The 3,344-nt window shown below is 56.5% G+C and carries 6 protein-coding genes and 1 pseudogene; 1 reads left to right on the forward strand and 6 read right to left on the reverse strand.

The window, feature by feature from the left end; translation table 11 throughout:
• The 3 genes and pseudogenes from ACJBF3_RS25890 to ACJBF3_RS25900 all read right to left on the reverse strand — a co-directional run.
• On the reverse strand, nucleotides 1–231 hold a 231-nt coding region (locus ACJBF3_RS25890; protein WP_308873331.1), incomplete at its 3' end, for an MbeB family mobilization protein.
• Between the two features lie 370 nt (nucleotides 232–601).
• Nucleotides 602–970: pseudogene (locus tag ACJBF3_RS25895) on the reverse strand (hypothetical protein); the annotation flags it as partial.
• Complete coding sequence (locus ACJBF3_RS25900) at nucleotides 909–1,232, reverse strand: MobC family plasmid mobilization relaxosome protein (protein ID WP_004193914.1); 324 nt, start codon at nucleotides 1,230–1,232, stop codon at nucleotides 909–911. The pseudogene ACJBF3_RS25895 and the gene ACJBF3_RS25900, both read right to left, overlap by 62 nt.
• A gap of 638 nt (nucleotides 1,233–1,870) precedes the next feature.
• Between ACJBF3_RS25900 and ACJBF3_RS25905 the strand changes: the two genes are divergently transcribed.
• Nucleotides 1,871–2,041, forward strand: coding sequence for a hypothetical protein (locus tag ACJBF3_RS25905; protein ID WP_004193911.1), 171 nt, complete (start codon nucleotides 1,871–1,873; stop codon nucleotides 2,039–2,041).
• A 208-nt stretch (nucleotides 2,042–2,249) separates the two neighbouring features.
• Here ACJBF3_RS25905 and ACJBF3_RS25910 read toward each other — a convergent pair whose 3' ends face one another.
• From ACJBF3_RS25910 to ACJBF3_RS25920, 3 genes are all read right to left on the reverse strand, one after another.
• On the reverse strand, nucleotides 2,250–2,582 hold the full coding sequence (locus ACJBF3_RS25910) for an EmrE family multidrug efflux SMR transporter (RefSeq protein WP_001099531.1): 333 nt from the start codon (nucleotides 2,580–2,582) through the stop codon (nucleotides 2,250–2,252).
• 167 nt (nucleotides 2,583–2,749) lie between these two features.
• Complete coding sequence (locus ACJBF3_RS25915; RefSeq protein WP_024195375.1) at nucleotides 2,750–2,965, reverse strand: MbeD family mobilization/exclusion protein; 216 nt, start codon at nucleotides 2,963–2,965, stop codon at nucleotides 2,750–2,752.
• Nucleotides 2,966–2,968: 3 nt separating this feature from the next.
• Nucleotides 2,969–3,268 (reverse strand): hypothetical protein, encoded by a 300-nt coding sequence (locus tag ACJBF3_RS25920; protein ID WP_227515325.1) that lies wholly within the window; start codon nucleotides 3,266–3,268, stop codon nucleotides 2,969–2,971.
• Nucleotides 3,269–3,344: the final 76 nt, after the last annotated feature.

Genomic DNA, 3,344 nt, shown 5'->3' on the forward strand with positions numbered 1-3,344 from the left:
CGTCTGGCTGACCATGCGCAGCATCCCTTTCGTGCGCTGGCTCATGGCTGAGGACAGCTTCCGGTCGTGGTCGAGGATGGCGGCGCTGATTCTCTTCTCGCTTTCGCTCAGTTCCGCTCTGACAGACTTCTCGTGCTCGCTGAATGCGGCTTTCAGCATCTCGCCGGTAGTCTGCTGCTGCGCTTTCGATTTCTGCTCTAAGTCCTTCGCCAGCGTTAAAAGACTGTTCATAGATGGCTCCCTTCAGTCGGATGTTTCGCCCCCCGTCCGGGTCGGCAATGCTGATGCTGCTTTTTGTGGTGCGCACCACCTCAAAACCTGCGCTTTCCAGCGCCTCAGTGACGTCCTGACGCGTTTTCAGCTCCCCGGATGAGGCAAGGGCAAGCAGGCCGCTCGTAATCGCCTGGGCGGCTTCCTGCTTCGCTTCCGGCAGCGCGGAAGGCGAGACCAGCACCCGCCGGTTCTCCGGCGCGTTCGGGTCATGCAGCCCCAGCCTGCCGTTCACTATGGTCTGCCAGGCATCGATGCGCGGACGGTCGGCGCGGTCGTAATACGGCTGTAGCCGCTTGCCGGTCAGAAGCTCCGTGTTCGGGATCAGGAAGTTCAGCTCCAGCCGCCCCTTGTCCCGGTGCTCAACCCACAGCACGCTGTACTGGTCTTTATCGAGTCCGGGCATCAGAACCCGCTCGAAACTCGCCATCAGCTTTTCGCGCTGGCCGGGCGGTAAATCCTGTTCGGCAAAAGACAGAACGCCGGAAGTGTACTTTTTGGCGTAGGGCGAGGCGTCGATAAGCTCCCGGACTTCATCCGGCTTCCCCTGCAGAACGCTGGCGCCGTCGCGCTGGCGATCTTTACCCAGCAGATAATCGACCGGCCCGCCGCCGCCGCCGCGCCCCCGAGGATGAAACTTAACGATCATCATCAGCACCCTTTTCCAGTACGGCATGCCGCAACCGCTCGAGTCCGGCATCGATGGCCATCAGCGCGGCGACAATCTGCACGCGGTCGTGTCCGCTTCCACCACCGGCGTTAACCTGGCGGGCAATCTGGTTAAGGTTGTTCCCCATGCCGGCAAGCTGACGAAGCAGCGCCGGCGAGATCGACGGAAGTTTGCCGGCGCGTGCGGGCTTCTCGTCCAGGCACGTCTGCCGCATCCAGGCCGCGAGTTGCTTACCCTCGCAGCGCTCCAGCAGACGCCGGTGCTCGTCCTCAGTCACCCACATGGTGAGCATTTTGCTGCGTTTGTCTGCCAATCCGGCCTCCTGATAACGCCGGGACGGACGGGAAATCTTTTCCCGGTCGGCACGGTGTTGGACAAGCCGCAGGCGCGGCAGTGGTTTTAGCGGGTTTCGGGGCGCAGCCCTGAACCAGTCACGTAGCGCTAGCGGAGTGTATACTGGCTAAACATGTTATGACGGAGTGGCAATTTATGAAAGTGCTTCATGTGACAGGGGAAAAATGCGGCTGCCGGGCGTAAGTGCAAAATGCAGGTGGTGATGAAATGACGCCTCCTCGCTCACTCGGTCGCTACGCTCCTGCCGTGAGACTGCGGCGGGCGTTACCAGCTCACAGATTACGGGATAAGCAAATGCCGCTCGAAGCAGGAAAGGCCAAGAAAAGGATGCGGAGTTGCCGTTTTTCCATAGGCTCCGCCCCCCTGACGAGTATCACGAAAATGACGCTCAAATCAGCGGTGGCGAAACCCGATGCGGCTTAAAGATACCAGGCGTTTCCCCCTGGTGGCTCCCTCGTGCTCCCCCGCATTCCTGCCTTTCGGTTTACCGGTGTCATTCCGCTGTTATGGCCGCGGTTTCTCATTCCACGCCTGAAACTCGGTTCCGGGTAGGCAGTTCGCTCCAGGATGGACTGTATGCACGAACCCCCCGTTCAGTCCGACTACCACGCCCGTTCCGGTAACTATCAACTTGAGTCCAACCCGGAAAGACACGACAAATCGCCAGTGGCGGTAGCCATTGGTAACTGGGTTCACGGAGCAGAGATTGTAGAGAATGCCTACAGAGTTCTTGAAGTGAAAGCCTGAGTGCGGCTACACTGAAAGGACAGTTTAGGTATCTGCGCTCCGTGAAAGCCAGTTACCATCGGAACAAAGAGTTGGTAGCTCTGAATTCCGGCAAACGAACCACCGTTGGTAGCGGTGGTTTTTTTGTTTACAGGGAAAAAGATTACGCGCAGAAAGAAAGGATCTCAAGGAAATCCTTTTGCTTTGGCCAATATGCTTCGGTAAAAAGTTAATGCGCAGAAGATTTTGAAAAAATATTAATAACCAAAACTCCAACGCAAATAAGGAACATTCCTGCAATTGCGGGCCAATCAAGTTTTTGACCGCTAACCAACCAACCAGCTAGGCTTATTAGTACAATTCCCGCACCAGACCAAATTGCGTAAGCAATACCGGTAGGTATATTTTCCAATGTTTGGGAAAGCAGATAAAAGGCAGCGCAATAACTTATTGCAGTTCCTACAGACGGCCACAGGCGTGTAAATCCTTCTGAATATTTCATAAAGGTGGTGCCTATGACTTCAGCCACAATAGCCCCTCCCAGGAAAATATATGTATTCATAAAAATACCTCATGTTGAAAAATTTAAATATCTTTACATAACAACTAATTAATAGAACCCGGCTTATCATAGCGAAGGACCATGATGCTGCCACTGCGATCGTTCCAGCTCCAGCGCTTTCTGGTGCTGCACCGCCCGCTCCTGCTGCCGGTGAGTTTCTATCGCGTTCAGCCTTTCGACAACCGGCGCAGCTGCTCGCTCAAACTCTGCACCTGCCTGCTCAAGACCGTGACGCGCTCGTTCAGCGCCGCGTTCTCCCGTTGAATAAGACCAGACATCGTCCGCCATTCCGCGAAGGCGTTCTCCCACTCGTCCAGCCTTTTCGAGTAGTCCTGCTGTAGCTGCTCTAATGCGCTCAGCAACTGTTTTTCCAGCTCCGTCATGTGCTATTTCCCCGCCAGTATCATCCAGCTCGAGTCCTCTCCGAACTGTCCCGCTTCCGGGTTCACCCTCACGCAGCGGCGTCTCTGCTCGCCGCAGGTCGAGAGCTGTACGCCGCTGTTCCTCTCTGACAGCATGGCCTGCGTGCTCTTCTGCTCCCGGATGGTCGTATAGTTCTCGAGTATCTGCTGCCCCTGCCACCACAGAATGCCCGCGCTCGACGCTATCAGCAGCGCGGAGACCAGAACGATGGTCAGCCACGTCTGGCTGACCATGCGCAGCATCCCTTTCGTGCGCTGGCTCATGGCTGAGGACAGCTTCCGGTCGTGGTCGAGGATGGCGGCGCTGATTCTCTTCTCGCTTTCGCTCAGTTCCGCTCTG

Source organism: Enterobacter sp. PP-008-ECC_S150 (assembly GCF_045257065.1).
Taxonomy (GTDB): domain Bacteria; phylum Pseudomonadota; class Gammaproteobacteria; order Enterobacterales; family Enterobacteriaceae; genus Enterobacter; species Enterobacter chengduensis.